The organism is Streptomyces sp. NPDC048002 (assembly GCF_040653275.1).
Taxonomy (GTDB): Bacteria; Actinomycetota; Actinomycetes; order Streptomycetales; family Streptomycetaceae; genus Streptomyces.
The window spans coordinates 328843-351110 of sequence record NZ_JBEZNL010000004.1 but is presented as its reverse complement, the minus strand read 5'-3'; the positions used below and the strand labels follow the sequence as shown (position 1 = coordinate 351110).

Here is a 22268-nt window from a genome sequence, read left to right as displayed (position 1 = left end):
GGCCCACGTCCCTTCCACGGCTGACGTACCTTCCCCCGGCCGCAAGGCGGCCCGACCCCTCACCCACATCACCACTACAAGGAGCACTGCGGTGAACGAAGTACGCGTCCTCACGCCGGTCGGCATGCTCGGCGCGGGATTCCCGCCCGAGACCCTGACCCGCGGCCTAGAACTGGGCGCCGACGTGATCGCCGTGGACGGCGGCTCGACCGACTCCGGCCCCTACTACCTGGGCACCGGAACCGCCAAGACCGCGGCCGCGGCCGTCGCCCAGGACCTGCGGCTGCTCCTGCGCGCCGCTGCCCACGCCGGAATCCCACTGATCATCGGCTCGTGCGGCACCAGCGGCACCGACTCGGGCGTCGACTGGGTCGCCGACATCACCCGCGGCATCCTCGCCGAGGAGGGCCTCGATCTGAAGGTCGCCACCATCTACAGCGAACAGCGGGCCGCCGACCTCGGCGCGCGACTCCACCGCATCCACCCGCTCGCTCCCGCCGGACCGCTCGACACCGCGACACTCGACAGCTGCCGGCACATCGTCGGCATGATGGGCCACGAACCGATCGTCGCGGCCCTGGAGTCGGGCGCCGACGTGGTGCTCGCCGGGCGGGCCACCGACACCGCCATAGCGGCCGCGTTCCCGCTGATGAAGGGCATGCCCGCCGGACCCGTCTGGCACGCCGCGAAGATCGTCGAGTGCGGCGGCCAATGCACCACCAACCCGCGCGCCGGCGGGGTACTGGCCACCATCGACGCGGACGGCTTCACCATCGAACCGCTCGATCCGGACAACGCCTGCACCCCCACATCGGTCGCCGCACACATGCTCTACGAGACGGTCAACCCGTTCACCATGCGCGAGCCGGCCGGGACCATCGACGTCTCCGACGCCGTCTACGAAGCCCTCGGCCCACGCCGCGTACGGGTGCGGAAATCCCGGTTCACACCCGCCGAACAGCACACGATCAAGCTCGAAGGCGCACGCATCACCGGCTACGAAACCATGTCGTTCACCGCGATCCGCGACCCGCACATCCTCGGGCAGATCGACACCTGGGCAGCCCTGATGCGCAAGATGATCGGCGAGTGGGTGAACCGTACCCTCGGCCTCGGCGACGACGACTACGCCGTCGACCTGCGCCTGTACGGCCACAACGCCGTCCTCGACGCCATCGAGCCAGACCGGCGGCCACCCCGCGAGGTCGGCGCCATGCTGCTCGTACGGGCCGCCGACCAGGCGACCGCCACGGCCATCGCCAAGGTCGCGAACCCGCTCATGCTGCACCTGCCCACGCCGGACATGACCTACCTGCCCAGCCTCGCCTTCGCGACCTCGCCGGCCGAGACCGAACGTGGCGCCGTCTACGAGTTCGCACTGCACCACGCCATCGACGTGGACTCCCCCACCAGCATGTTCCGCATCAACCTGCCGGAGGACGGCCATGCGTGAGACCCGTACCATCGCCGACCTCGCCCTCGAGGTCCGCTCCAAGAACGCCGGCCCCTTCTGGGTCACGATGGAACTGTTCATGCGCGACTCGGCCGGCTACACGACCGTCGCCGACCCCGCCTACCTCAACGCCTCAACCATCGCCCGGCTGTACGGCATCGACGCCGACACCGTGCAGATCTTCCGTATCCCCGCGCTGCACGTCGTCAAGATCTCCTTCCCGCGCCCGGTCCCCCAGGGCAGCCTCCGCGACCGCGACATCCACGCGGGCCAGCATCACGTCCCGCTGGCCCTGTTCCCACTCCCCGACCACCCACCAACGCACCCTGGAACCACGCCGGTGCACACGACCGGCACCACCGGCTGATCGGCCTGCTGCTCACCCCACCCGTTTGGACGTCCGCGGCTCCTGCGTCACGGGGGAGCCGCCCGGCACGCCCTCAGAATCGGCTTGTTGCCCAGTGGTGGACCCTCGTACGGTCGCGGGCGTGATGAGCATGATGGTTGGCGAACCCCGCAGGCTCGGAGTACCCGGATCCGAGGCGAGACTGAGGTTCGAGAAGGAGCTTCAGGAACTGGGGTCCGCGTCACGGCGCAGGCTGCTCGTACTGACGGGCAGCCGGCGTTCGAACTCTCCATGTGGTGTGGGACGTGCCCGTTTCTGTTTCAGCGGCTCGAAGGCGCCAATCAGACACTGTCGTTGCAGGTGATGCGGGAACGCCTCGCCGGCAGGGTGTCCGCCTTGGACGACGACGTCCTGGACGCGTTCGGCTCCCTGCTGCCGGAAGGCGACTATCTCCCTCTCCTGCTCCGTGTCGAGCCGCGGTTGGTCGTGCCGGGGCAGGAGGGCGACTACTTCAGCAGTGAGCAGGTAGCCACGTGGGGCATCGATCACTTCTGGGGCCTTCCGGAGCACCCGCGCACGCCGTACTACCGCACGTTCGAGACCGCGGTCGATGACAGCGCGCACCTCTACGAGTTCGTCGTGCCGATGGTTCCTCCGTCCTGGAACGAACGGGAACGGGTGGAGGAGTATGCCGAACAACTGGCACGAGGAGCCATGCCGACAGCCGTAGCGGTCTCAACGTTGGATCTGTGCCGGCCCGCGGTGAGCACCGAGTCGACCGACGAGTACGAACACTGGGGGCTGACACACTTCTCCTCGACGGTCATCACAAGCTGGAGGCGGCAGCAACGGCTGGACGTCCCGCGCAACTTCTGTCGATCCTGGCCTTGAGTGAGAGCCTCGCCGGACCCGACGACCACGGCAGGCTGGCGACGCTGCGCTCACAGTCCAGCCAGAGACGGGTAGCGGGGCCGGCCCGGTGACCGATGCCGGGAACGCGTAGGGCTCGCAGCGCCTGTGCCGGGTGGGTCGCGGTCACGGTCACGGTCACGGTCACGGTCACGGCATTCGACGACGGCACCAGCGAAGGGTTCCGGTGAGTCGCCCAGATTTGTACTTGCGGATTCCTCGGCCCAGGTCCGGGCCGGGGGCACCGTCCGGGTCGCTGCCGGTTACGCTCCGGCACGTGCGCCCTGTCGACGACAGTGCGTAGCCGCCGGTCGTCGACACGGCGGCTTGACCATAGGTTGAGCGGTCCGAGGGCGGTCCGCTCAACAGGACGGCACTCAACGCCGCCCGGCCCTTCCGGCCGGACTGCGCCCGCATCTCCCGGCCTTCGCTACGAAGCCTCCCTGGCCACGCGAGTCAGCACCGCCTCGCGCAGACCGTCGCGGTCCACCTCCAGGGCGGCCAGCACCTCCAGGCCGCGGCCTTCTCCTGCGGCCAGCATGCCGAGAAGGATGTGTTCGGTGCCGAACTGCTCCTGACCCAGCGCGCGGGCTTCGCTCAGGGTCTGTTCGAGCGCCTTCTTGGCGTCCGGGGTGTAGGCGGGCCGGGGGTACTGAAAGGCTCCGGGGCCGAAGTTGGTGTCGGCCTGACGCTGGATCTCGTCAACGTTGATACCGAGGGACGCCAGCGCGTCCTTCGCGGGTTGCCCGCCGGTGGCGACGATTCCGGCGGCCTCCAGGATGCGTACGGTCTCCTCCCTGGCCCGCGTCAGCTCGACTCCGTGCTCGCGCAGCACGTCCCCAGCCGTGCTCTGGCCGGTGCCGACGAGGCCGAGCAGCACGTGCTCCGTACCGATGAAGTCATGTCCGAGGGCGATTGCCTCGTCCTGGGACAGCAACACGGCGTGCCTCGCGCGGTCGGTGAAGAATTCGAACACTTCTACTTCTCCTTGCCTTCGGCTTTGCGCCTGCTCGCATGCTTCTCATGCACCGACTGGCGGCTGACGTTCAGCGACGTGGCGATGCTCTGCCACGACCAGTTCTGGTCGCGGGCGTTGTCGACGTGGACCCGTTCGAGTTCTTCAAGGAGACGGCGCAGGGCGACGACAGCCTGCAGTCCCACCGCGGGGTCCTTGTTGGTGACCTGTCCGGCCAGCGAGGCCGGGGTGTCCTCAGCTCCCATGCCTGTCAGGCTGCCCTGACAGAGCACGTATGTCAAGGAACCCTGACAACGATCGCCCGGACTGCACCGCCACGGCTCCTTGCGGAGGGCCAAGACGCCTGGAGCGTCGGACCGGGCTTGTGGACGCTGGAACCTGTGCCGGTGGCAGAACAGGTACCAGGTGCGTGTGAACGCCGACGGCGCGGGCTGCTGCTGATCGTGCGCCGTGAACCTGACTCGCTCCTGGACCGAACAGCACCTGCCGGCCCACGCGACCGCCGTCACCGCCGCCCTGACCCGCGCACTGGACCTCAACCCGGATCCCGCACCATGAGCAGCTTCCTGACCCACCGCGCCCACGTGCACAACGCCCGGCTCCCCTGAACCGGCGGCACAGCGCACTACGGACCGGCCTCACCGCCTGCCCTCCTACGGCCTGCGGGCGACCTGCCACCACCTCGCCCTCAGCACCACGGTCCCCCGCCACCCGCCGCTGCGACTGCGGCTGCCCGACTACGTCCGGCGGCAGAACGCGATCCTGGACGGCTCCACGCCGCCTTGCTGCCCAGCCTTCGGCGATCAGGGACCGCGCGTGCTGCCCTCGACCGGACACGGCTGAGCCGAACTGTGCCACGGGTGCGCGTGGCTGCTGACGCCCTGCCTCTGCGGGCAGCGCCACCGGTACTTCACCGTGATCCCCAACACCTGGAACGCCATCCGGCAGCGGGCACGGCACACACGAACAGCGACGGCACACCCAGCCCGCACCGGCCTGTCGGCCAACACGGCGGCCACGCCGGCGACATGATCCACCGGACAGGTCCGAAGTATTCCCCGAGGCGCACCTCGCGCTACTACGATCGCCCACGTGGCTGACGGCATAGCGGCAGCGATCACCGGCTTGTTCCGCAGGCGTGGGCGTGCGGGCGGACGCACCGACGGGCACGCGGCCGAACTGGCCCGGATCGAAGCAGAGATCACAGCATTCGGGGAAGTGCTGGCCGGGCACCCATTCCTCCCCGACCACCGCGCGCACAGCCCCCGGCTCCTGGCCGACTACCAGCGGGCGCTGGACGCCTACGAGCGCGCCAAGCGGGACTTCGTCGGCGACCGGAACTTGCGCGACGCCGCCGACGTACTGCGGGCCCTGGACGAGGGACGCCACGCGCTGGCCTGCGTGGACGCCACCGTCGCGGGCCTGCCGCGCCCCCATCGGCTGCCCCTCTGCTTCTTCGACCCACGCCATGGGCAATCGGCCGAGGAGGTCCGCTGGGCCCCCGCGGGTGGCGCCCCGCGGACGGTCGCCGTCTGTGCCGCCGATGCCGTACGCCTGGCGGAGGGGCGGCCGCCGATCGAAAGCGGCCTGCGGGAACGGGCAGTGGACCATCCGTCCGGCTCCCGCCCAATGGAATGCTCCGACCGCGGCCCGGCTGCGACGGCTTCGGCGCCCGCCCCGTCCGCTTCTGCGGACCCGTACGGGACCTGGCCCGCGCACACGGGAACACGGCAACGCCGGGAGAGCCGCGGCAGCACGGGGGTCCAGCTCAGCCGCATCGACCCGCGCTCGCCCGCTCTGCTCGTGGTCCACCTGGAGCGGGCGACCGACTCCTGGGTCGAGCTGACCAGCCCGCGCAGCAACGATCTGCCGCCACAAATCCTCACGCACGCCTCCTCGCTGGCGCGGGCCATCGTGCCGGTCCCCACCGACGGACGGTCCACGGTCCACCTGGACATCCACACGCGGCGAGGCTGGCGGATCTGGCTGCACCCGCCCGAGGAGATCCCGCTCCTGCTGGGCGAGGTGGGCTCGACCGGCTCGTACGTGCTGCGCCATCCCGGCGGCCGGGAGCCTCTGCGGGTCACCCAGCACGACGGGTCCGCCTTCTCCCTCCACGCCCTGAGGGCGGACTTCCGGCCCGGAGACCTCCTGTGCGAGGGCACCGGAGCATTCACCACGGCAGCCGTCACACCCAAGAAGCCCTGTCTGCTGTACATCCGCTCACGCGGCCAGTGGACCCTCACCCCCACCGGCGACCCCAAACAGCCCAGGGCCGCATCAAGCTCAGGGTTCTGAGCTGCACCCGCAGCAGCCACCGACGGGCAGGGAGCAGTGCAGTTCGGGCGCGCGCCTGGCGTCGTTCAGACGGGCGCGAAGAGCTTGGACGTTTACTGCCCCTGCCCAGTCGTAGCTGCTGGCACCGGCCCCGCCCCACGGCACCTGGCCATACCCGACTCGTGACGCATGCCGATCGCCAGGAACGCCTTGCGTCCCGTGATGATCCCAAGGTGCTGCGGCTACCGACGCCCGCCCGCGAAGCGACCGGCACCCTCGGCGACGAAACGTACGTAGGGAGCGGCAGGGTTGAAAGCGCGGGACGTCAGATGACGCGGGCAGTGGGGACTGCTGCCGGCCTAGTCAATGCGCGCGCTCGTTGTGGGCCTCTCACCCGTTCTGGCTCGCTCGAAGCGGTCGTGGAACAGTTCGGCCGCTTCCCGGGACCGTTGCTCAGTGGTGTGCTGTTCGCCACCGGCAGCGGTGACCCAGAGGACCGCGGTGCCTGCGCGAACTTTCGTCGAAGCCAGCACAACGGCCTGTCCCCCCGCGCTCAACGTTTCGTGTACGGCGGCCCGTTCGTCCCCCAGGGAACCCGGGAGGCGGGTCTTCGACCCGCGCAGATACAGTTCGGCGAAGAGTTCTCGAGCAGTGCGCTCGCTGGTGCAGGAATAGAAGGTGAACGTGAGCTCACCTCCCGTTTTGCTCATCTTCTTGCCTCGGAGGAACTTCACTGTCCCGATGGCGACAGTGTTGCGGCATCCTCTCGGGACTACTCGCTCACACAGGAAGCGGTCCTCGGTGACGAGTGGCTCGGTGTCCCTCCAGCCGGGCAGCGCTGCCGCGTCGGGCATGACGCCCTTCACCTCACCGACATGCAGGACCTTTGCACGGACGGCGTCGGCGGTAGCGGAGGAATCCACAAGGGCCGAATGCTTCGGTGACGGTGAACGGCTTCCGGATGCTGCTACATCGGTTCCACACCCCATGGCCAGTACAGCCAGGCCCACCACCACAGCCATCGCTGCTGTGGACGTCTGGCGTCTGCCGCTGAGGCCCGCCATGCGCTGCGCCCCGCCTCTGCGGATGTTGCCGTTGGCGAAAACCGTCACCCGTTCGGTGCGCTCGGCCGCCACCTCAACCGGCTCACCGGTGGTCCGAACGTGCCGCTGCGCCTGCTCCGACGCGAAATGCCAACGCAGCCCTCTGACCCCCACTGCCCCACCCCTTGCTCACAAGATCACCACAGGTGAGCAAATGACAGAGCATGATCGGACAACTGTCAAGCAGAGAGCCGATGTTGTTCCACCAATGCGGAACGAGTCGCTCAAACAGCATCACCGAGAGCGTCATCCTCACCGCAACCACGGCCGGGCGTGCGACAACCACGCTCCCGGGTTCGGCTGTGCCGGCTTCGGCCTGCTACGGAAGCGGGTCCCGCTCTCCCGAGGCTGCGGTCAGACCGCGTCCTCCTGGTCGGCGAACACGCTCACTCAGCAGTCCCTATGTCACCCAAAGCCGTCCCCGCGGCCCGCGCGACGCTAGCGTCAAGGGCATGATCGTATGGCTCAACGGAACCCACGGAGCGGGCAAGACAACGACCAGTGTCCTTGTGCAGCAGTTGGTACCGGGCTCACGGGTGCTCGACGCCGAGAAGGTCGGCGAGACACTCATGGACATCACGCCAGGGCTGCCCGCGACGGACAACTTCCAGCACTGGCCGCCGTGGCGACCGCTCGTAGTGGAGACCGCCCGGCGCGTACTCGACTACGCCGGCGGCACCCTGGTGATGCCCATGACGGTCCTGGTCGAGGAGTACTGGCGGGAGATCAGCTCGGGCCTCGCCCAGCACGCCATTCCCGTTCGGCACTTCGTCCTCCATGCCGACGAGGACACCCTCCGCCGGCGCATCGCGGGTGACTCCGTTCTCGGCCCCAACTCCCCGTTCCGTCTCAAATACCTCCAGCCCTACGCCGAAGCGGCCCGCACATGGCTGCACGCCGAGGCCGAGGTCGTCGACACCACGCATCTCACCCCGGCCCAGGCCGCCCGGCAGGTCGCAGAAGCCGTCGAGAGTTGAGAGTGGCGTCCTTCCTGCGGCCCACCTCGCTGGTGACAACGAGACCGCCTACGGGAACAGCCGCCGGGCCTGGGCTCAGCGAGTGGGCCGAGCACGGCAGTTGTCACCACCGGAGCCGATTGAACATGCGGCTTGTCGCGCGTCCTCGTTCGGGGACCACCGTGACCGACATCGGACACGGCCTCTCGCTAGCCCCAGCTGACGTAGACGGTGACGTTCTCGCCGTTGTCCCTGGCTCCGACGCACACGTCACGCCAGTCGAGCAGCCAACCGCTGGGGCGGCAGCTCTCCTGTTGGAGGCCCAGTTCGCGGATGATCTCCGGGCGGGACAAGCCGTCCTTGCTGGTGACCGTCGCCAGGCGATAGCAGCCGCCGGAACCGCAGCCGATGCCTTCGTTGACGATGCTGAGGCCTGGCGGCAGCGGGGTCAGGTCCTTGGAGGGCGGGGCGTCAGAGCCTTCGCTGATCATCAGCGCATACAGGATGCCGACCACGAGGGTGAGCGCGAACTGCATCCCCAGCCAGCCGATCGCTCCGTTGCGGCGGGGAATCCATTCCGGCGGAGGGGAATCCTCGTGCCGACCTTCCAGTCCCGCACCGCAGGCGATGAGCACAGGCGCCAGGGCCGTGAACACGAGATGGACATCGGGCCTGGGGGCGTCAATCCAGCCTCGCTGGACGCTGATCAGCAGACTTGCTCCGACGAGGAGCATGCCGCCGATCGCGAAGCCGACAGGGCGGGTGCGGGCGATCACGGCCCAGACGACGACGGGCACGAGGGCGAAGAGTATCCCCAGGATGATCAGCACGTACAGGGGGACGTGCGGCCTCGATCGCCCGGTTCCCCGCAGCGGGGGCTCAAGTCCTCAACACCGCCGAGGCGCTGGTTCTCCCGGTGGGCCCGTCTTACCTGCTGTCTCTTGCCTTCTCGTGGGCGGCCAGTTCACGTGCGTCGCCGACAAAGGCCGGGCCGCAGCCCGGGGGCAGGCGGTCGACGACCATCGCCACTGCCACCTGCGCGCTGTCCGTCTCGGCGATCCGCCGACTGCTCCGGCTCGGCCCCTCGACGTAGTACCGGCTGTCGGTCAGCGTGCCGATGTACGGGACGTCCCAGGTGAAGGGCGCCTCCGTGCACCTGCTGAAGTGCAGCTCCCACATACCGGCCCACGGGGCAAGCTGACGAAGCAGCGGTTCGGCATGCGCCACCCGCACCAGCTCCGCAAACGGCTTGAGGAGCGGCAGCTCCCCCGGTCGGGAAGACTCGCCGTAAAAGGTCAGGACCTTGTGCCAGGCCGCATCGACAGGGTTGGTCATCACACGATTGTGCGGGTCAACTGCCAGTCTGTGCTGACAGTTGAGCAGCAGCTGCCCGGCTCTGCGTGTTCAGCCCGCGTATGGCCAACGCCGCATGAGCCGCCGGTCACTGCTTCGCGTTCGGCTCTCGCTGCCGTAAGTGGGGTGCTTGACCCTCACGTGGCGTCAGGCTGCATAGTCGGTGCCGTGGAGGATCACTGGACCGTGGGGCGCGTGGCCGAGCTGGCCGGCGTGAGCGTCCGCACGCTGCATCACTACGACGAGATCGGGCTGGTTCGGCCGTCGACGAGGACCGCGGCCGGGTACCGGGCCTATTCGGCGGGCGACGTGGAGCGGCTGCGGGAGGTGCTGGCCTATCGGCGGTTGGGCTTCGGCCTGCGGGAGGTGGCCGAACTGGTCGGCGACCCGTCCACCGACGCGGTCGCACATCTGCGCCAACTGCGCGGCCTCCTGCTGGAACGGCGTGATCGCGCTGACGCCATGGTGGCGGCCATCGACAGGGAACTTGAGACACGGGCGAAGGGACTGATGGTGACACCGCAGGAGCAACTGGAGATGCTCGGTGCACAGCTGTACGACGCGATCGGCGGCGCCTACCCCGCGACACGGCGTACCGAGCCACGGATCGCCGCGCAGATCTGGAACGCGCTCGGCGACGCGCGGACAGTGCTGAACGTCGGGGCCGGCACCGGCTCCTACGAGCCTGCTGATCGCGAAGTGACCGCGGTGGAGCCATCGGCGGTCATGCGGGGGCAGCGGCCCGCCGGCTCGGCGCCTTGTGTGGCCGCCGACGCCGAGAGCCTGCCGTTCGAGGACCAGTCCTTCGACGTCGCGATGGCCGTCTCCACCGTTCACCACTGGGGAGACCCGATGGCGGGGCTGCGCGAGATGCGGCGCGTGGCCCGCCGGGTGGTGGTGCTGACGTTCGACACCGACGAGCCCGGATGGCAGGACCGGTTCTGGCTCACCCGCGACTACCTGCCCGAATTCGCCGCCGTGCTTGCGGAGTTTCCCTCGCTTGCCGGGATGGCTGACGCGATCGGCGCCCGCGCTGAACCGGTACCTGTCCCGTGGGACTGCGCTGACGGCCTGTTCGAGGCGTACTGGCGCCGGCCGGAGGCCTATCTGGAGGATCACGTGCGCCGTGCGATGTCCGTGTGGACGCGCGTCGGGCCGGCGGCTGAGCAGCGGGCGGTGCGATGCCTCAGCGACGACCTCAGCTCCGGCCGGTGGGCCGAGCGCAACGGCGAACTCGCCGGGCTCGACGCGGCAGATCTCGGCCTCCGCCTGCTCAAAGCCTGACTGGCGTCGCAGGCGCAGCGTCATGTCGGCTCCTGAACGTCACAGTGGTGCGAAGGAGAGGGGCGGCCCAACCGCCTGCGCTGTCCGGAAGGTCTCGGCATCGGTGTCAGCTACGAGTTCAGTGAGGGTGAGACGGGCATTCTCGACGGACACCCGGTGCTGGACACGTACCACTTAGCTTCGTGCAGAGACGTGGAGGACCCGTCGTCCTTGACGCCGGCGCCCTGAGGGGCTGTCACGGTCCGCGGCATCTCAGGCGCCGTCGGCGACCTCACTCCCGGCAGGCTCGGCAGCGGAAGCCGTCCCCGTGACCGTCCAGATCGCCACGCCCCACAAGGACAGCGCGGAGACGAGGCCCACCGCGAGGCGAACGGACGCGTCGGGGCCGTCGGACAGCCACACGGCCAGGCCCGACGCTCCGGCTGCGACCAGCAGAGCCGCCGGCACCCTCAGCCGGGGCTGCTCGAACACCGCCGCGAGCGGGAGGAAGTGGAGCCCGACGACCACCGCGACCAGTGGCGGAACGAGCACCGGTTCACCGGCTCGTGCGCACACCACGGCTATCCCGATGATCAGCAGCCACTGGACACCGTTGATCTGGTTGAACCGCCGTCGCCGGTCGGGCGGGAAGGGACCACCTGCCGATGCGGGAAGAAACCGGCGCGCGGCGAGCATCAGCCCCAACGTGACGGCGCAGCCAGCCACTACCTCGATCAGTCTTACCCAGCCGTCGAACGCGCTCGTGGCCAGCAGCCACCAGCCGAGACCGAACAGTGCGAGGAACCCCACCCCTGACTTGAACATGATCGACACCCTAGGTGGAAGGGAGGCCCGTCGGCCGGAGAATTGTCGGGTGACGGGAGTACCGGCTGCCCATTCCTGCAGCCCACGGTCACGTCAGCGGCGGGGCGGCGCCGGGACGTCCGCGCGGTCCTCCTCCCGGCGTGAGGCGCGGGCCGCGATTCGGGCGGCCCGGTCCGGAGTGGTGAAGGCGAATGCGGCGGCGGCGAGGCTGATGGCGGCGAGCACGAGGTAGGCGTTCTGGAAGGCGGTGACGGAAGGCCGGGCGTCGGTTCCCGTGCCCACGGCTGCCGACGAGGCCAGGACGAGGGCGACCACGGCTGGAGCGATGGCGGTGGCGGCCTGACGGACGACGGTGTTCAGGGTGGCGGCGTGGGAGACGTCGGGCTTCTGGATCCGGGTGAACGAGGCGACCGTGGTGGGCATGAACACGGCGCCCATGGCTCCGCCCAGCAGGAACATCAGGCCGCGGAACGCCCACAGTGAAGTGTCCGCACCGAGCCGGGACATGGCGACGAGGACCAGGGCGACGCCGAGCAGGCCGCAGCCGACGATCCGGCGCGGGCCGATGCGGGCGTACACGGGGCCGATCAGCTGGACGGTGACCAGGACGCCGATGGCCTCGGAGAAGGTGCTGGAGCCCGAGTCCCAGGCGCTCATCCCGAGCCCCTGCTGAAGGAAGAGGGGGCCGAGGAACATCGCGCCCATGAATCCGATGAAGCCGAGAAACGCTGTGATGTTGGTGTCGCGGAAGAGCCGGTCGGCGAAGAGGCGGACACGCAGGGCGGGTTGCGGAGTGCGCAGCTCGGTGATGACGGCTGCTGTCAGCAGGACGGCTCCGCCTGTCAGTCCGGCGAGTACGGCCAGATGGGTCCAGCCCAGTTCCGCGCCCTCGCTGACGCCGAACATCAGCCCGGCCGTGCCGAGGGCCGTCAGAATCAGGCCGGGTACGTCGAGGCTGCCGGGGTGGTGGTCGCGGTGCTGGTCGAGGAAGAGCAGCCCGAAGAGCAGGACGGCGGCACCGACGGGCAGGTTGGCGTAGAACACCCAGCGCCAGCCGGCGTGGTCGACGAGCCAGCCGGCTGCCATGGGTGCGAAGGCGGGTGCGATCTGCTGCGGAATGATCATGTAGCGGGCGACCTTGACCTGCTCGGAAAGGCTGAAGGTGCGGTAGAGCAGGGCGCCGGTGACCGGAAGCAGCAGACCTGCGGCGAGTCCTTGCAGGGCGCGCCAGACGATGAGTTGTCCCAGCGATCCGGACAGCCCGCAGAGCCCGGAAGCCGCGGTGAAGACGGCGAACGAGACGAGGATGGTGCGCCGGGCGCCGAATCGGTCACCGAGCCAGGCCGAGGCCGGGACGGCCAGGCCGACACAGACGGGGTAGACCACCATGACGGCACCGAGCCCGGCGGTGGGGAGTTGGAAGCTCTGCCCGATGGAGGGGAGGGCGACGACGATGCCGACACCGTCCACGACGGACATGAACGCGGTGACGACGCAGACTATGGGGACGACGACGCGCTGGTCGAGACGTTTCGGCACATGCTGAGCATACTCAGTATGAGTAGCCTCAGTATTCCCGGGGGCGAGTGCACGGCTGGTGCCGGTCGCCGGGGCGTACCGGTCGCCGGGGCGTACCGGTCGCCGGATGAGGTAGGAAGGAACGTTGCAGGCCACTCGCACAACGACAGGAGCGCCGCGGTGAAGGACGTACCGGGCAGCAGCAATCCCCTGGTGGACGAGATGTTCGCGACCACTCACAGGCTGCGTCTCTTCGTCGACGGCAGGCTGGCCGAGAAGGGCACCACCGTGGCGCGTCTGCGCGCGCTGCGCTTCCTCTCCCACGCGAATGAGCCCATGAGGATGCGCGACCTCAGCGACATGCTCGGCGTCGCCGCCCGCACCGCGACCAGCCTCGTCGACTCGCTGGAAAAGGAAGGGCTCGTGATCAGGCTGCCCCACCCCACCGATCGCCGTGCTCACCTGCTCGCCCTCACCGACGCGGGCCGCACCTGCCATCAGGAGGCGGAGGACCTGGACCGCGAGGCCCTCCGCGTCGCCACCGGGAGTCTCTCAACCGAGGAACGCGCCCTCCTGCGCTCCCTGCTGGCCCGTATCCGCGAGACCGTCTCTCCCGAGCACGAGCACGAGCACGAGCGCGTGCGCGCGCAGCGCTCCGTCGGCGACGCCTGAATTCTTGGACAGGAGTTCTACGGCAGGCCCGGACAACGGTGACGGCCCGCCGGCCGACCTCAGGCCGGCTTGCGCCACACGGAGACGTGCTTCACGGAGTCCTGGGTGAACGCAGACCCGTCCCAGTCCGCAACGCGACGCTCCAGTTCGAGCCCGGCGATCCGCGCCATCAGGTCGAGCTCCGCCGGCCAGGCGTACCGGTGCCGGGAGTTCTCACGGCGGTAGCGGCCGTCGTCGCCGTCGCGGGTGAAGTGGTGCGAGACCAGCATCTGCTCGACCAGGTCGAAGGTGTCGAAGCCGAGATGCCGCTGCGAGACATCGAACGGCACCGCGACCTGGCCGGGCGGCAGGAGCCGCAGCGGCGGCACACCCAACTCGATGGCGAACCGGCCGCCGGGCTCCAGGTGCCGTGCGGCGTTGCGGAAACACTCCACCTGCTCGTTCTGCGTGAGCAGGTTCGTGATGGTGTTGTAGACGAGGTAGACCAGGGTGAAACCGCCGGGAACCACCGTGGTGGCCATGTCCCCGATGACGACCGGAAGGACGCTCTCGTCGATCTTGCGCCGCAGCACCGCCGCCATGTGCTCGGACAGTTCGATGCCCACCACCGGCACGCCCCGCTCACGCAGCGGTACTCCCACCCGTCCGGTTCCGATGGCGAACTCCAGCGCCCGGCCGTCTCCGGCGAGCTCGGCGAGGAAGGCGAGGGCCGACGCGAGAGCGGCAGCAGAGGACGCCTCGGCCTCCTCGGCGTCATAACGCTCGGCGGTCGCGCGGGTCCACAGTTCACTGCTCGTCACGGAAGGCCACTGTGCCGGGCCCCGAGAGGCGCTGTCGACACATTTAAAGCCGGTGAGCAGCGCAACGCGTTACTCACCGGCACTCTCGCTGCCAACGGCGTCGGCACCCTGCGACCTACGGGCGGATTCCGCCGGTACCGAGCAGGCCGGAACTCCCCCTTCACGACCACCGGGCCGTACCCCGGCCGTGGGGGGCGACGGTTCAAGGGTCCGGCGAGCCACCAGTGCATCATGTGGTGGACAGCCCAGGCCGAACTCCCCGTCAGGCGGTGCGCGCAGCGAGGCCCGGCCTGGCGCGGGCGCCGGCCGGGCCGATGGTGGGCCGGGTCAGTAGTTGCCGTTGGAGATGATGTCGCCGTCGGAGCCGTAGACGGTCACGAGCCCGTTCTCCGACTCGTAGCAGGAAGCGAACGCGGAGGCGATCAGCTTCGCCTCACCGTTGTCGGCGCTCATCAACCCGCCCGTGAAGTCGGTGAAGACCTCCGCCGAGTCGAGGATGTCGTTGTTCTTGTCCGCGCCGGTCACCTTCGTGACGTGCGCGACCGCCTGCTTCTCACCGGCGGTGCCGGACTCGGCGACGCAGTCCTTGAACTCCTCAGCCTGGCTCTTCTCCTTGGCGGGTTCCTGCTGGGCGGGTTCGGCGTCCGGCTCCGCGCCGTCGGCCGCCTTCGGCTCTTCCGACGGAGCGGTTACGGCCTTGTCCTTGTTGCTGTCGTCCTTGGCGTCACTGCCACCGTCGGCGAGGGAGCCGACAGCGACGAGGCCGACGAACACCGCCGCCGTGATGCCGAGGACCTTCCCGACCTTGCGCTTCTTCGGCGGCTGGGGCTGGGGGTGGCCGGGCGGCTGCGGGTAGCCGAATCCAGGCTGGGCGGGCTGCTGTCCCCAGCCCGGCTGCTGCGGTTGCTGCGGATACTGCTGCTGATTCATAGGGCCCCCTGGGAGTCACTGTGTGCAAGCGAAGGACACGCAACGAAAGCGGACGGTTGCACACCAACGCGCCTAGAACCGCATCTTCACTCCAATGGGTTCAGAAAGCGCGCTTCCCCAACCGCCACAAGCGCCTCAACGCTCAGGTGGCACCATGCCGGACACGGACTCCCACCGCGCCGCGCCCCGGCGGGCCAATGCCCACCGGGGCGCGCGGGGCTCGCGAGCACCGGCCTCAGCGGCCGGGCGCGGTCAGCGTCTGCGGCCGCCACGCGACCAGCCGCTGCCGATTCCACCAAGGTGCAAAGCGAGCACCGTCAGCCCCAGAAGCATCACATTCGTCGAGCTGAACGCATCATTGGTCGATATGTCAGCAGCGTTGATCAGAAACGCGATAAAGAACAGCACTGCGGAGACGATGGCCAACATAGGGGTGCATCCCTTCGGTTCAGGGCTCCTCGCCCGTGTCCCGTGCGAATGCCCCGCAAGCGCCACAACACACAGCCCGGACACCCACCAACCGAGGTCAGCCACCCCACCGGCGCCCAACCCGGGTGGCCAACACGCCCTGACGGTCAGCCGAGCTTTCGTGCGCGGCGCCGAGGAAGTCGTTCCTCGGTCCGCGCAGAGGGTCCTACGCCGCTCACCGACCACGCTGAGAGCGTTTCCTGGATCAATTGTGTCGAGGAGCAAGGCCGAGTCGATCTAGGGTCGGCGCCATGGCCTCCCCTGCCCTCCTCGACTCCGAGCGCCGTGTCATCGAAGCTGCGGAACGCCTTGCAGCTTCCCTCGGCACCGACCCGAACCACACCGTGGCCGCGGCGGCGATGGACACGGCAGGCAGGATCCATCAGGCGGTCAACGTCTACCACTTCACCGGCGGACCGTGCGCCGAACTCGTCGTACTCGGTGCCGCCGCGTCAGCGGGAGCCGGCCCGCTCGTCACAATCGCCGCCGCAGGAGACCGGGGGCGCGGCCTGATCCCACCGTGCGGCCGCTGCCGCCAAGCGCTTCTCGACCTCCATCCCGACGTCTACGTCGCCGTACCGACCGACGACGGACCGGCACTGCGTCCGATCCGGAGGCTACTGCCGGATACCTACTTCCACCCCGATGCGGATGCGCGCCGAATCGTACGGTTCCACAAGCGCTACTACGACGACATCGCCGCCGCGCGGAAGACCTCCACCGTTCGCTATGAGGATCCGATCGCGCCGGGTCCCGCGATCTTCCTCTTCGAGGACGACGACGCCTCCCGCACGTTGGAGGGCACCGTGACCGGCGTCGAACGGCAGCGGCTCGATCACCTCACCGCCGAACAGGCTCGACTCGATGGCTTCACGAGCATCGGCCAGCTCAAGAAGGCTCTTGAGAGCCACTACCCCGGCCTGCCCTCCGATGCCGAAGTCGAACTTGTGACGTTCACGGTCGAAGATCCTGACTCCATGGAGTAACTATGGTCCGGCTGCTCGTATCAGCTGCCCCGCGGATCGCGAGCGAGCGTGTACACGGCGGTCGGGGCGGCGGCCTCGGTCGTCCGGTCGTCGTCGAGCAGCGCGGCGACCAGGCGGGCGTGAGCGTCGGAGCGCCGGATAGCCCTGAGTCCGGCGCTCAGGCCGTCGGCTCCTCGCCGATCGCGATCTTCGCGTAGTTCGCAAGGGAACGGTTGTAGCGCGGCAGGTGCTTGGAGAGCGCGCCGAGGGCCAGCGCGGCCGCCTCGCGTTCCCGGCCGACGTCGATCAGCGCGAGCGCCAGGAAGGCGGAGACCGCATCGTCAAGGTGGTCGGAACCATTCTCCCGCTCACCGGTAAGCAGTTCGATGCTCGTCTCGGCGTCGCCGAGCGCGCGCAGCGTGCTCGCCATCTGGATCACGGCCCGCCGCCTGCGTTCGCCGGTCAGCCCGGCCTCCAGCGCCTTCCGGTAGAGCGGTACCGCCGTCTCGCCCTCGCCGGTTGAGTCGTTCGCCGACGCGCGTTCGAAGTACGCGACCGGGTGGCCCTCGGGGAGTTCGTCGGCCAACGCCTCGATCTTCGCGCGGAAGTCGGCGGGGGCGAAGCTCTCGATGGCAGCCCACAGGTCGGCGGAGCGCTGCTCCCATGCTGGTGTGGTGATCATCGCCATAGCTTCACAGACAAGTCCGCTGTCAACCAGGGCTGTTCGAGCACATCCAGTCCAGTCTGAAGCCGAACAAGTGCACCCGGCGCGGGGGTTCGCGCACCACCAACGGCACCGGCTCGCCGCCGCGGCTGCGATGGGACGCGAGCCCGGCAGCCATCCATCCCGCGCTCCCCGCGCCTTCAGCATGGGCCGAGGCGCGGGGCCGTCCGCTCTACCGGATCACTCCCCCGCGTCGATGGCGGGCCGGCGTACCTCGATCTCGGCGCCGGTCTGCTTGAACGACTCCGCCGACACCGGCGCCAGCACCGCGTCCCGGTGGAAGTCGCGCAGGTTCGTCGACCCGCAGCTGATCATGGTGGAGATCAGCTTCGCCCGGGTGCGCTCCACGTTGTCGTACAGGCTGCCCGCGTACGGGACGTAGCCGTCGACGCCCTCCTCGAACACCATCTGGCCGCGCTGGCCGTAGCGGGCCGCGTTCTGCGCGCGCCTGGAGCCCTCACCCCAGTACTCCTTGTACCACTGGCCGCCGATCTGCACTTTGCGCGACGGGCTCTCGTCGAGCCGGGCGAAGTAGCGGCCGAGCATGATGAAGTCCGCGCCCATGGCCAGGGCGATCGCCATGTGCGAGTCGTTCAGCAGTCCGCCGTCGCAGCACAGCGGCACGTACACGCCGGTCTCCTGGGCGTAGGCGTCGCGTGACTCGACCACGTCGAGCAGCGCGGAGGCCTGACCGCGGCCGATGCCCTTCTGCTCCCGCGTGGTGCAGATGGCGCCGCCGCCGATCCCCACCTTCACGAACGCCGCGCCCGCCTCGGCCAGATATCGGAATGCCCGGCCGTCGACGACATTGCCCGCACCGACGTAGACCTCGTCCCCGTATGCCTCCCGGGCGAATTCGAGGGTCTTCGCCTGGTAGACCGAATAGCCGTCCGAGGAGTCCAGACACAGTACGTCCGCGCCGGCCTCCAGCAGAGCGGGAATGCGGTCCTTGTAGTCACGCGAGTTGATGCCGGCGCCCACGCGCAGACGCTTCTCCCCGTCCACGGTCGCGCGGTTGTACGTTTTGTGGGCCTGGTAGTCCCGCTTGAGGACCAGGGAAGCCACCCGGTCGTCCTCGAGCACCGGCAGCACGTCCAAATGGTGCCGCCAGATCAGCTCGTTGGCCTCGGACAGTGGGACGGATGCGGGAGCGGTGACCAGGCTGTCGCGGCCCCGCATACGGTTGCCGACGTTCTCCGACGCCCCGTGACGCTCAAGGTGGAAGTCGTCAAGGCTGATGATGCCGAGGAACTCGCCGTCCACGTCACCGCTTCGCGTGACCACGGCCACGCCCTGTTCCGTCCGGGACAGTCGGTGGGCCAGCTCACCGAGGGGGGTACCTGGCGTCACGGTGACTTCGATGGTGCGGAAGCCGGCCTTGTGCCGCTTGACCGCCTGGACATCCGCGGCCTGGTCCTCGATCTGCTGGTTCTGGTGGATGAACGACAGTCCGCCGACCTGCGCCAGGGCCACCGCCAGCGTCGGCGACGACACCGCCTGCATGACGGCGCTCACCATGGGCGTGGCGATCCGGAGGGCCGACTCCTCGCCAACTCGGTGACGGACCAGGGGCGTCCCGAGATCCACATTGTCCGGCGTGCAGTCCTCTGTGGTCAGGCCGGGGATGAGGAGGTATTCACTCAGCGTGCGAGAGATCTCGGGAAGGATTTTCACGTTGTCTCCAGAAAGGAGCCTGCAAACCAGTACAGGAAAGAAGCGGGTGAGGCTCGTGCGGGCAGTGCAGAAGGGTCGGAACCGGTGCCCTCGATCCCGAAGGCCAGAACCATATGGAACGAGGTTGCCCAGTGCGTCAGTTGATCGTGTTCAGCCCTGAACCGGGAGCGGAGGGGGTTTGGGGTGCGACGACCGTTGCAGGGCCCGTCAACCCTGCTCGGACTGCTCGCCGACGGCCGAACCCGACGCTCTCCTCATTTACTGTTCCGGGTCGAATGCCGGCAGATGGCATCATGACCCGATGGACGTCCCTATCCCGATCGACCTCGACACGTGGCCGCGTCGGCAGCACTTCGAGCACTACCGTCGACTCGTCCCGTGTACGTACTCGATTACGGTCGAGTTGGATGTCACCGCTTTCACTGCGGCCCTGCGTCGATCGCGGCGCAAGTCCTACATCGCGCAGGTCTGGGCACTCTCCACGGTCGTCAACCGTCACGACGAGTTCAGGATGTGCCTCACTGCCGCGGAGGAGCCGGCCGTCTGGCCGGTCGTCCATCCGGCGTTCACCGTGTTCAACCCTGAACGCGAGACGTTCGCCTGCGTGTGGGCTCCCTACGACTCCGACTTCGGCGCGTTCCACGATGTAGCCGCCCCTTTGCTCGCGGAGCACAGCCGGGCCGACGACTTCTTCCCGCAGGGGGAGCTACCGGCCAACGTGTTCGACGTGTCGAGCCTGCCCTGGGCGTCTTTCACCGGGTTCAACCTCAACATCGGCGGCAACAGCTGGAACCACCTCGCGCCGATCTTCACCCTCGGGCGCTACACCGAGCGGGACGGCAGGGTTCTGCTCCCCCTGGCCATACAGGTCCACCACGCTGCCACGGACGGGTTTCACTCCGCGCGGCTCGTCAACGAGTTGCAGAGTCTCATGGCGGACCTGAGCTGGCTGGAGGAGCCTCCGAAAGCCTGAGTGTCCGGTGAAGCCCGCGACCGGGTAATAGATCCGGCGCCGCCGGCTCGGCTCCTCCCCTGGCCGTCCAGGTCCGCGCAATTGATCGGGACGCAACCCTCCCTGCTGCGCTCCCCCGAACAGCCGACAACTGCGCGCCCAAATGCGGCGCGTCCGTGGCCTGCGCGGAAGTCCAGCCGTCACGATCATTCCGGCACGTACCCGGCTGTGCCGAACAGGAGGCTCGTATGTCTGGCAGCGCCCCCGAGCCCCGTCCCGTCACCGCGAAGGCGGTGCCTCTGGGCACCGGCACCCGCCGATGGCTCTTTCGTCCGCCACGGCGCCACGGCGAGGCGGACACCGGTCGAAGGGTCAGCTTTCTGGAGCTGTTCTACGACCTCGTCTACGTCGTCCTGGTCGGTGAGGCGGCGCACACCCTCGCGGAGCACTTCACCTGGCGGGGCACGGCGACGTTCGCGGTGGTCTTCGGACTGATCTGGATCGCCTGGCTGAACGGCACGCTCTTCTACGAACTACACGGTCGCGAAGACGGCCACACCCGCTCGCTGATCTTCGTGCAGATGCTGTTGCTGTCCCTGATGGCGGTCTACGTCGGTCACGCCGACGGTAGCGACGGCCGCACCCTGGCGGTGCTCTACGTGCTGCTGCTCGCCCTGCTGACCTATCAGTGGTACTCGGTCTACCGGCAAGACCTACCGGAACTGCGCAGGACCCCGAGACGCTATCTGATCGTCATGGTCGCCGGCATCATCGTGATCGCGGCCTCGGTGCCCCTGTCCGTAGACGCCCGACTGGTCGTCTGGGCGGTGTTCGTCGTCGCGTGGTGCGCCATGGAGTGCGTCGTTCTCATCTCCTGGCGCAGAAGCCCCAGCTATGACGTGGTGACCGAACCCATGGTCGAGCGCTTCGGGCTGTTCATCATCATCGTGCTCGGCGAGGTCGTCATCGGTGTCGTGAACGGCCTGACGGACACCGAACGCAGCACCCTCGTCACCACCACCGGCCTGCTCGGCCTCGCCGTCGGCTTCGGCTTCTGGTGGAACTACGCCGACCTTGTCGCCCGTCGTCTGCCCCGTGAGACCGGTCATTCCCTGGCGACATGGATCTTCGCTCACCTGCCGTTGTCCATGGCCGTGGCCGCAGCCGGCGCGGGCATGGTCGGCCTGGTGGAGCACGCCACGGAACACCGGACACCGACCGCGGTGAGCTGGCTGATGGGCGGGTCCGTGGCCGTCATGCTGATCACCATCGTCGTGCTGCTGCCCACCCTGGCGGACTACGACCGTGTCCCCTCCGTCTACAAGTCCGTGCAGGCGTTGCTCGTCACGGCGGCTGTCGGTGCCCTGGTCGTCGGCTGGGCCCGTCCCGTCCCCTGGCTCCTCGCCCTCATCCTCCTGCTCCTGCTCACCGCGGCCTGGATCTTCGCCTTCGTCCGATGGCTGAGCCAGGGCTCCCTCATCAATGAGCGGTCAGCCGACTGACACCGCGTGCCTCCGGCCCTCGGACGTCTCCTGCCAGGGTCTACGCTGTGACCCGCGGCCACCGCATGATCTTCAGTCCTCACGGTCGCCCGGCGTCTGCCTGCCGTCCTGTGTCTGGAGGACTTGTGCAACGTGGCGAAGTCTGGTGGGTCCAGTTCGACGAGCGGAGGTTGGTCGTCCTGCTGTCGGGAGACGACTCGTCCGGGATCCGGGTGATGCAGGTCGTCGCTCCGGCGGGCGTCGACATCAGCGGCCTGGGCATCGAGGTGACGGTCGGCACCGGTGAAGGACTGCCGTTCGAAGGCGTGCTGCGGCTCGCGTTCCCGCGTCCGGGCTTCACCCCGTGCACGTGGCTGACCACCGTGTCCCGGGACGACCTGATCGAGCGGGCGGCCGTCCTGTCCCCCCAGAAGCTGAGCGAGATTGATGACGCCCTCCGTCTCAACGAACTCGGTTGGACCGCCGACGCCGTCCGGGGGCATTGGAGTGGCGGGCGAACGGGCCGGTGGCGTGGCTACCTCACCGCCGCGCGGGGCTTCCTAGGGTCGGCGGGGGTACGGCACGGCGCCGACCGTCACAAGCGCACAGGCGGGTAGGTCAAG

At 68.7% G+C, this 22268-nt stretch carries 23 protein-coding genes and 2 pseudogenes; 12 read left to right on the top strand and 13 right to left on the bottom strand.

The features are described from left to right. Positions 1-91: 91 nt before the first annotated feature. The 3 genes from AB0E07_RS09000 (at position 92) to AB0E07_RS08990 (ending at position 2690) form a co-directional block, all read left to right on the top strand. A complete protein-coding gene (locus AB0E07_RS09000) occupies positions 92-1453 on the top strand; it encodes an acyclic terpene utilization AtuA family protein (RefSeq protein ID WP_362247702.1) in 1362 nt (453 codons plus the stop codon). Beyond that, on the top strand, positions 1446-1820 hold the full coding sequence (locus tag AB0E07_RS08995) for a DUF4387 domain-containing protein (RefSeq protein ID WP_362247700.1): 375 nt from the start codon (positions 1446-1448) through the stop codon (positions 1818-1820). The genes AB0E07_RS09000 and AB0E07_RS08995 overlap by 8 nt, the downstream gene beginning before the upstream one ends. A 375-nt stretch (positions 1821-2195) precedes the next feature. After that, the gene (locus AB0E07_RS08990; RefSeq protein WP_362247698.1) at positions 2196-2690 is read left to right on the top strand and encodes a hypothetical protein; all 495 of its coding nucleotides are present in this window, start codon (positions 2196-2198) and stop codon (positions 2688-2690) included. A 448-nt stretch (positions 2691-3138) separates the two neighbouring features. Here AB0E07_RS08990 and AB0E07_RS08985 read toward each other — a convergent pair whose 3' ends face one another. The 3 genes and pseudogenes from AB0E07_RS08985 to AB0E07_RS08975 all read right to left on the bottom strand — a co-directional run bounded on the left by AB0E07_RS08985 (position 3139) and on the right by AB0E07_RS08975 (position 3929). Beyond that, complete coding sequence (locus AB0E07_RS08985; RefSeq protein ID WP_362247766.1) at positions 3139-3309, bottom strand: Clp protease N-terminal domain-containing protein; 171 nt, start codon at positions 3307-3309, stop codon at positions 3139-3141. Positions 3310-3495: 186 nt separating this feature from the next. Further along, positions 3496-3684, bottom strand: a pseudogene (locus AB0E07_RS08980) (Clp protease N-terminal domain-containing protein); the annotation flags it as partial. 2 nt (positions 3685-3686) lie between these two features. Continuing rightward, positions 3687-3929: a hypothetical protein gene (locus tag AB0E07_RS08975; RefSeq protein WP_019883847.1), complete on the bottom strand. Its 243-nt coding sequence runs from the start codon at positions 3927-3929 to the stop codon at positions 3687-3689. Positions 3930-4776: 847 nt separating this feature from the next. On the opposite strand from AB0E07_RS08975, the gene AB0E07_RS08970 reads away from it, so the two are divergent. Next, positions 4777-5982 carry a hypothetical protein gene (locus AB0E07_RS08970; protein WP_362247696.1) on the top strand — a complete coding sequence of 402 codons (1206 nt, stop codon included), beginning with the start codon at positions 4777-4779 and terminating at the stop codon, positions 5980-5982. A 338-nt stretch (positions 5983-6320) separates the two neighbouring features. On the opposite strand, the gene AB0E07_RS08965 is transcribed toward AB0E07_RS08970, so the two are convergent. Continuing rightward, the gene (locus AB0E07_RS08965) at positions 6321-7178 is read right to left on the bottom strand and encodes a hypothetical protein (RefSeq protein ID WP_362247694.1); all 858 of its coding nucleotides are present in this window, start codon (positions 7176-7178) and stop codon (positions 6321-6323) included. Positions 7179-7516: 338 nt separating this feature from the next. On the opposite strand from AB0E07_RS08965, the gene AB0E07_RS08960 reads away from it, so the two are divergent. Next, the gene (locus AB0E07_RS08960; protein ID WP_362247692.1) at positions 7517-8041 is read left to right on the top strand and encodes an AAA family ATPase; all 525 of its coding nucleotides are present in this window, start codon (positions 7517-7519) and stop codon (positions 8039-8041) included. Between the two features lie 188 nt (positions 8042-8229). Here the strand turns inward: AB0E07_RS08960 and AB0E07_RS08955 are convergent, their stop codons facing one another. Further along, entirely contained in the window at positions 8230-8850 is a 621-nt protein-coding gene (locus AB0E07_RS08955) for a hypothetical protein (protein ID WP_362247690.1), read from the bottom strand. Between the two features lie 97 nt (positions 8851-8947). Next, on the bottom strand, positions 8948-9355 hold the full coding sequence (locus AB0E07_RS08950) for a DUF6193 family natural product biosynthesis protein (RefSeq protein WP_362247688.1): 408 nt from the start codon (positions 9353-9355) through the stop codon (positions 8948-8950). A 204-nt stretch (positions 9356-9559) separates the two neighbouring features. On the opposite strand from AB0E07_RS08950, the gene AB0E07_RS08945 reads away from it, so the two are divergent. Next, on the top strand, positions 9560-10657 hold the full coding sequence (locus tag AB0E07_RS08945; protein ID WP_362247765.1) for a MerR family transcriptional regulator: 1098 nt from the start codon (positions 9560-9562) through the stop codon (positions 10655-10657). A gap of 252 nt (positions 10658-10909) precedes the next feature. Here the strand turns inward: AB0E07_RS08945 and AB0E07_RS08940 are convergent, their stop codons facing one another. Both AB0E07_RS08940 and AB0E07_RS08935 read right to left on the bottom strand, forming a co-directional pair. Next, positions 10910-11461, bottom strand: a complete 552-nt coding sequence (locus AB0E07_RS08940; protein ID WP_362247686.1) for a hypothetical protein — start codon at positions 11459-11461, stop codon at positions 10910-10912. 93 nt (positions 11462-11554) lie between these two features. Next, entirely contained in the window at positions 11555-13000 is a 1446-nt protein-coding gene (locus AB0E07_RS08935) for a DHA2 family efflux MFS transporter permease subunit (RefSeq protein WP_362247684.1), read from the bottom strand. Positions 13001-13159: 159 nt separating this feature from the next. Here AB0E07_RS08935 and AB0E07_RS08930 point away from each other — a divergent pair, with 159 nt between their 5' ends. Then, positions 13160-13651, top strand: coding sequence for a MarR family transcriptional regulator (locus AB0E07_RS08930; protein ID WP_362247682.1), 492 nt, complete (start codon positions 13160-13162; stop codon positions 13649-13651). 59 nt (positions 13652-13710) lie between these two features. On the opposite strand, the gene AB0E07_RS08925 is transcribed toward AB0E07_RS08930, so the two are convergent. The 3 genes from AB0E07_RS08925 to AB0E07_RS08915 all read right to left on the bottom strand — a co-directional run bounded on the left by AB0E07_RS08925 (position 13711) and on the right by AB0E07_RS08915 (position 15810). Further along, on the bottom strand, positions 13711-14451 hold the full coding sequence (locus AB0E07_RS08925) for a class I SAM-dependent methyltransferase (protein ID WP_362247680.1): 741 nt from the start codon (positions 14449-14451) through the stop codon (positions 13711-13713). A gap of 327 nt (positions 14452-14778) precedes the next feature. Beyond that, positions 14779-15381 (bottom strand): hypothetical protein, encoded by a 603-nt coding sequence (locus AB0E07_RS08920; protein WP_362247678.1) that lies wholly within the window; start codon positions 15379-15381, stop codon positions 14779-14781. A 252-nt stretch (positions 15382-15633) separates the two neighbouring features. Next, complete coding sequence (locus tag AB0E07_RS08915) at positions 15634-15810, bottom strand: hypothetical protein (protein WP_351931898.1); 177 nt, start codon at positions 15808-15810, stop codon at positions 15634-15636. A gap of 290 nt (positions 15811-16100) precedes the next feature. Here AB0E07_RS08915 and AB0E07_RS08910 point away from each other — a divergent pair. Beyond that, a pseudogene (locus AB0E07_RS08910) lies at positions 16101-16400 on the top strand (cytidine deaminase); the annotation flags it as partial. Between the two features lie 48 nt (positions 16401-16448). Next, positions 16449-16835, top strand: coding sequence for an ASCH domain-containing protein (locus tag AB0E07_RS08905; protein ID WP_362247763.1), 387 nt, complete (start codon positions 16449-16451; stop codon positions 16833-16835). A gap of 157 nt (positions 16836-16992) precedes the next feature. Here the strand turns inward: AB0E07_RS08905 and AB0E07_RS08900 are convergent, their stop codons facing one another. Next, positions 16993-17496 (bottom strand): tetratricopeptide repeat protein, encoded by a 504-nt coding sequence (locus AB0E07_RS08900; RefSeq protein ID WP_362247676.1) that lies wholly within the window; start codon positions 17494-17496, stop codon positions 16993-16995. 222 nt (positions 17497-17718) lie between these two features. Next, on the bottom strand, positions 17719-19212 hold the full coding sequence (locus AB0E07_RS08895) for an IMP dehydrogenase (protein ID WP_362247674.1): 1494 nt from the start codon (positions 19210-19212) through the stop codon (positions 17719-17721). Positions 19213-19513: 301 nt separating this feature from the next. Between AB0E07_RS08895 and catA the strand changes: the two genes are divergently transcribed. The 3 genes from catA (at position 19514) to AB0E07_RS08880 (ending at position 22262) form a co-directional block, all read left to right on the top strand. Beyond that, positions 19514-20185: a type A chloramphenicol O-acetyltransferase gene (gene catA, locus AB0E07_RS08890; protein WP_362247672.1), complete on the top strand. Its 672-nt coding sequence runs from the start codon at positions 19514-19516 to the stop codon at positions 20183-20185. A gap of 227 nt (positions 20186-20412) precedes the next feature. Next, positions 20413-21666 carry a low temperature requirement protein A gene (locus AB0E07_RS08885; protein ID WP_362247669.1) on the top strand — a complete coding sequence of 418 codons (1254 nt, stop codon included), beginning with the start codon at positions 20413-20415 and terminating at the stop codon, positions 21664-21666. 125 nt (positions 21667-21791) lie between these two features. Continuing rightward, on the top strand, positions 21792-22262 hold the full coding sequence (locus AB0E07_RS08880) for a type II toxin-antitoxin system PemK/MazF family toxin (RefSeq protein ID WP_362247667.1): 471 nt from the start codon (positions 21792-21794) through the stop codon (positions 22260-22262). Positions 22263-22268: the final 6 nt, after the last annotated feature.

Bases quoted from the DNA above. Each gene is read 5' to 3' on its own strand.
- AB0E07_RS08995 (WP_362247700.1), top strand. From the start codon at position 1,446: ATGCGTGAGACCCGTACCATCGCCGACCTCGCCCTCGAGGTCCGCTCC.
- AB0E07_RS08975 (WP_019883847.1), bottom strand. From the start codon at position 3,929: ATGGGAGCTGAGGACACCCCGGCCTCGCTGGCCGGACAGGTCACCAAC.
- AB0E07_RS08960 (WP_362247692.1), top strand. From the start codon at position 7,517: ATGATCGTATGGCTCAACGGAACCCACGGAGCGGGCAAGACAACGACC.
- AB0E07_RS08950 (WP_362247688.1), bottom strand. From the start codon at position 9,355: ATGACCAACCCTGTCGATGCGGCCTGGCACAAGGTCCTGACCTTTTAC.
- AB0E07_RS08940 (WP_362247686.1), bottom strand. From the start codon at position 11,461: ATGTTCAAGTCAGGGGTGGGGTTCCTCGCACTGTTCGGTCTCGGCTGG.
- AB0E07_RS08920 (WP_362247678.1), bottom strand. From the start codon at position 15,381: ATGAATCAGCAGCAGTATCCGCAGCAACCGCAGCAGCCGGGCTGGGGA.
- AB0E07_RS08915 (WP_351931898.1), bottom strand. From the start codon at position 15,810: ATGTTGGCCATCGTCTCCGCAGTGCTGTTCTTTATCGCGTTTCTGATC.
- AB0E07_RS08900 (WP_362247676.1), bottom strand. From the start codon at position 17,496: ATGATCACCACACCAGCATGGGAGCAGCGCTCCGCCGACCTGTGGGCT.
- catA (WP_362247672.1), top strand. From the start codon at position 19,514: ATGGACGTCCCTATCCCGATCGACCTCGACACGTGGCCGCGTCGGCAG.
- AB0E07_RS08885 (WP_362247669.1), top strand. From the start codon at position 20,413: ATGTCTGGCAGCGCCCCCGAGCCCCGTCCCGTCACCGCGAAGGCGGTG.